Origin of the sequence: Actinoallomurus acaciae (genome assembly GCF_042429965.1) — a bacterium.
GTDB classification, from domain to species: Bacteria; Actinomycetota; Actinomycetes; order Streptosporangiales; family Streptosporangiaceae; genus Actinoallomurus; species Actinoallomurus acaciae.
In genome coordinates this window covers 1-3,398 of the sequence record NZ_JBHLZP010000713.1, presented here as the reverse complement: position 1 = coordinate 3,398, position 3,398 = coordinate 1, and the positions used below count along the sequence as shown (strand labels likewise).

The following is a 3,398-nucleotide window of genomic DNA, read 5'->3' as shown; positions in this document are numbered from 1 at the left end:
CGTCCCGGGCCGCCTCGAACCGCACCCGTCCGGGGAGCCGCCGGGCCCTCCGGGGCCGGTCGCTCCCAGCGGTGGCGGGAGCAACGGGCGTTCCGGCCTCGGCGTCGATCGCCAGCAGGTCGTCGACGGCCGCGGCGCCCCCGGTGCGGTCCACGGTCTCGAACCGTTCGCGGAGCGCCGCCGACCCGCCGGGCTCCTCCGTGTCGAAGACCGCCAAACGCTCGCCGATCCGGCGGTCCAGCGAGGCGACCGCCTCGGTGTAGACCGCGTTGAGGCCGGCCTCGATCTCATCGCGCGCGGTCCGCGCGGCCTCAACCCGCTCGTGGGAGTCGGGCCGCCAGGAACCTTCGACGATCCCGCTCAGGCGGGCGAGCCGTGTGTCGAGGTCGGTGAGATGACGGGCCGCGGTGTCCGGGTCGAGAACCGTGAGCGCGGGTTCCAGGCCGGTCACCGCCAGCATCGCCTGGTTCAGCGCCACGGTGGCGTCGTCGTGAAGCGCCCGCGCCTCGGCGGCCCAGGCCTCACGCAGCGCGCCGACTTCGGCCGTGCCCGAGCGCGGCATGAGCCCGGCCAGGGTGCGTGCGTCGTCGGGGGTGAGGTCGCTTCCGGCGTCGACGCCGGGGAACGTCCGGATCACCGCGTACAGGTCGTCGAGCCGGACCTCGTTCCCCGGCGGCCGGCCCGTACGCGACAGGACGTTCGCCGTCGTGTCCGCGCGTACGGCATCGGCCAGCCGGCTGACCGTGCCGAGCTGTCCGATCGTGAAGTCCCTGCCGTGGACGTCCCGGGTGAGTCTCGCGGCCGAGAGCAGCTTCGGCAGGTCACCGCCGCGCGCCAGGAAGGATCCGTTCACCTGCCGTGCGAGGGCGGGCCAGTCCACGCGCCGGGAACCACCGTTCGACGCCAGTGCGGCCAGCCGCTCCATCGCGTCCGCGTGGGACGCGGTGAAGCGGTAGGTCGCGGGGAGCCCGAACACTTTTCGCGCCTGCGCGTACGCCCGGCTGAGGGCCGCACGTTCGCCGTCGGCCGGGGTGAACGGCTGGAAGCGGCCGGAGGGCGCGAGCCGGCCGAGCGGCGGCGTGGCGCGCATGCCGGTGCCCGGCGTCAGCATCCACAGGGTCCGGTCCTCGTGGAGGACCGCCACACCGGCCTCCACGCACGCGGCACGGCGGCCTCGCCCGCTTGGACTCGCCCTCCGCCACATGGCCACTCCCCACACTGTTCAAGTCAGTATCCGACTTTTACAGTTGGTTGAGTGCGCCCGGCTTGATCCTCAGTGCCCGGCCACCTCCCGCTCGCATTCCGGGATGAGGGCCATGCCCTTCTTGATGGAGTCCTGGTCGTTGTGCTGCCCGCCGAGGACCGGCCCCACGACCCCGGACGACGTGTCCCTGGAGAGCTCGACGTACCGGACGCCCTTCTTGCGCAGACAGGCGACGACCTTGAGCTGGAAGTCGGCCGCCTGCGGGTTCTCGGCGTCCTCCTCCCACGGCGGCAGCGGGAGCAGGTTCTCACACGCCCGGTTCGCCTTGTCCACGGTGTCGCCGGACGGGCGCGGCGCATCGCCGCCGCGGATCCGTGTCACCGGCACCCCGTGCCGCGACATGCACTTCAGGTACGGCGCCTGCAGGGCCGTACGCTCCGCCTCGGTCATGTCCAGGCGGTACCGGGGCCTGCCGTCCGGCGAGGCGGACGCCGACGCGCCGGCCGGGCTCGACAGCGACGCGACCTTCGGGGGCGCGGCCTCGTGGGACGAGCAGGCGGCGCTCACGGCGACGACCGCGCCGAGGAACACCATCCGTACGTTGACGCGCATGGGATTCACCTTTCAGCGTTGGTTTCATGGCGTGGCCAGGGCCTGGGTGGGAGTGAGGCGCGCGGCCCCGACCGAGGGATGGATGCCGGCGAGCGCTCCGACGAGGACCGCCCCGGCGAGGCCGCCGGCCGCGGTGGCCGGTGCGATGACCGGGGGCCAGTGCTCCCAGGTCGCGTAGCCGAGCGTCGCCAGGACGCCGAGTGCGGTTCCGGCCAGGCCGCCGAGCCCGGCGAGCGCGACCGACTCGGTCAGGAACTGGGTGAGGATCTGGCCGCGGGTGGCGCCGAGCGCCCGCCGCAGGCCGATCTCGCGGCGGCGTTCGAGCACCGAGATGAACATCGTGTTGGCCACCCCCACCCCGCCGACGAGGAGGGCGATCCCGGCCAGCCCCAGGAAGAGCGCCGAGAAGGTGCTCTGACTCGCCCGCTTGGCGGCGAGCGCGTCGGAGGGGCGGCCGACCTCGACCAGCCCGGCCGCCTGCGGGTAGAGCGTCGCGGGCAGGACCGCGCGGACGTCCTCGATCGCGTCCTCCCGCGCCTTCACATAGACCACGGTGGGATGGCCGTCGAAGCCGAGCTGGTCGGCGGCGGCGCCCCAGCCCACGAGCACGGAGCGTTCGATGTCCGGGGCCTGGGGCAGGGGGTCGAGAACGCCGATCACGGTGAACCAGCGGTCGCCGATGTAGACCTGCGGAGCCGGGCGGCCCGGCACCACCTGGCCGATGCCCAGCCGGGTGGCCGCGACGTAGCCGAGGACGACGGTCGGGAAGTTCTCGGTGGAGGCGCCGAGGAACCGGCCGGACCGCACCGTCCCGTTGATCTCGGCGAGCAGGTTCGTGGTGCTCGCGAGCACGGTGAGACCGGACCCGTCCTCCGGATCGATCCGGTCCGAACGCCGGACGAGCGCGTGGGTGTTGGCCACCGCGGCGGCTCCGGTCACCGGGCCGATGCGCTCGGCCATGGCGACGGCGTCCTTGGGCAGCTCGACCGGCGTGTCCTGCTGCGCGACCGGTTCGGCCCGCAGGGTGTCGGTGCCGAGCGCGGTGAGCCGCTTGAGCAGCTCCGCCTGGCTGGAGGCCGGGATGCCCGTAACGACGATCATGGTGGCGACGCCGATGGCGATACCGAGCGCCGAGAGGGCGGCGCGGAGCTTACGCGTGCTGAGCCCCAGCAGGCCGAGGCGCAGCATGTCACCGGGCGCGAGCCGTACGGGCTCGGTGCCGGTCGCGATGCCGCGGCCGTGCCGCGCGTTCGTGGTCATGGCGTGCTCCGGGTGTCGGCGACGACGCGCCCGTCGCGGAGCACGACCTGCCGTGGGAGCCGGACCGCGATGTCGCGGTCGTGCGTGATGACCGCGATGGTGGTGCCCTCCTCGCCCAGGCCGAGCAGCAGGTCGAGGACGGCCTGGCCGCTGGCGGTGTCCAGGGCGCCGGTCGGCTCGTCGGCCAGGACCAGGGCGGGGTCGTTGACCACGGCCCGCGCGATGGCGACCCGCTGGCGTTCGCCGCCCGACAGCTGGTGCGGCCGGTGGTCCGCGCGGTGCCCGAGCCCGACCCGGCCGAGCGCCTCCAGGGCCATCGGGC

The 3,398-nt window shown here is 74.0% G+C and carries 4 protein-coding genes; all 4 read right to left on the bottom strand.

The features are described 5' to 3' along the window. A partial coding sequence (locus ACFFNX_RS45565) for a hypothetical protein (RefSeq protein WP_378212552.1) occupies positions 1–1,144 on the bottom strand: 1,144 nt, incomplete at its 3' end. Positions 1,145–1,273: 129 nt separating this feature from the next. Beyond that, complete coding sequence (locus ACFFNX_RS45560) at positions 1,274–1,816, bottom strand: hypothetical protein (protein WP_378212550.1); 543 nt, start codon at positions 1,814–1,816, stop codon at positions 1,274–1,276. A gap of 24 nt (positions 1,817–1,840) precedes the next feature. Further along, a complete protein-coding gene (locus tag ACFFNX_RS45555; protein WP_378212549.1) occupies positions 1,841–3,076 on the bottom strand; it encodes an ABC transporter permease in 1,236 nt (411 codons plus the stop codon). Next, positions 3,073–3,398, bottom strand: a 326-nt coding sequence (locus tag ACFFNX_RS45550; protein WP_378212548.1) for an ATP-binding cassette domain-containing protein, incomplete at its 5' end; no start/stop codon positions are given. The genes ACFFNX_RS45555 and ACFFNX_RS45550, both read right to left, overlap by 4 nt.

Excerpts from the sequence above, each read along its gene's own strand:
- ACFFNX_RS45560 (WP_378212550.1), bottom strand. The coding sequence starts at position 1,816 with ATGCGCGTCAACGTACGGATGGTGTTCCTCGGCGCGGTCGTCGCCGTG.
- ACFFNX_RS45555 (WP_378212549.1), bottom strand. The coding sequence starts at position 3,076 with ATGACCACGAACGCGCGGCACGGCCGCGGCATCGCGACCGGCACCGAG.